We start from the raw sequence: 854 nt of genomic DNA, 5'->3' as shown, positions 1-854 counted from the left end.
AAGGCTTTCCAATGGTGTTACTGGAAGCACTAGCTTTTGGACTGCCTATCGTTAGTTTTGATTGTGATACAGGTCCTGCAGAGATATTAGCAGATACAGGTTCTATTTTAGCACCGAAAAACGATGTCGATGAGCTTGCATCAGCATTAATAAAACTAATAAGGAATAAAGAAGATAGAAAGGTAATTGGCTTAATAGGAAAGAAAAAATCTGAAAATTATCAACCTAAGAAAGTAATAAAAAAATGGATTAAATTGTTAGAAGGAAATTATTAACTTATATGGCTATTTATTTACATACCTAAGACTATAAATGATTTATATATGGAAGATCATATAAGTTTTATAACTATTTTCGATAAAAATTAAGAAATCTATAGGATGATGATGAAAATACTATATGTTATCACAGGCTTAGGACAAGGCGGCGCTGAACGAGTTGTTTGTGATTTGGCAGATGAAATGATCAGTAAAGGCCATCAAGTCAAAATTGCATATTTTGTAGGTAATATACTTACCAGGCCAAAATATAACGATATTGAGTTAATAAAAATTGGCTTAACCAACATAGTTTCGCTGCCTGCTGCATATATATCATTATCAAAAACAATTAAAGGCTATCAGCCTGATATTGTGCATTCGCATATGGTACATGCAAATATTTTGACTCGCTTAGTCAAAATAATCACACCGATGAATAAGTTGATATCTACAGCTCATAATAGTAACGAAGGCGGAGTCTTACGTATGCTAGCTTACCGAATAACGAATCACTTAGCTGATGTGAGTACTAACGTGAGTGATACAGCAGTTGCCTCCTTTGAGTCACGGTATGCCGTACCTAAAGGAGGGATG

At 34.1% G+C, this 854-nt stretch carries 2 protein-coding genes; both read left to right on the top strand.

Annotation, left to right across the window (positions count from 1 at the left end; genetic code table 11):
- The coding region (locus ACS8FC_RS16070) for a glycosyltransferase (RefSeq protein ID WP_439297507.1) at nt 1-275 on the top strand (275 nt) is incomplete at its 5' end.
- Nucleotides 276-380: 105 nt separating this feature from the next.
- The coding region (locus tag ACS8FC_RS16065) for a glycosyltransferase (RefSeq protein WP_439297506.1) at nt 381-854 on the top strand (474 nt) is incomplete at its 3' end.

This window comes from Psychrobacter sp. 1Y4 (genome assembly GCF_051847555.1).
Note: the sequence above shows the minus strand (reverse complement) of the source record. Positions and strands in the feature narration are given on the sequence as shown.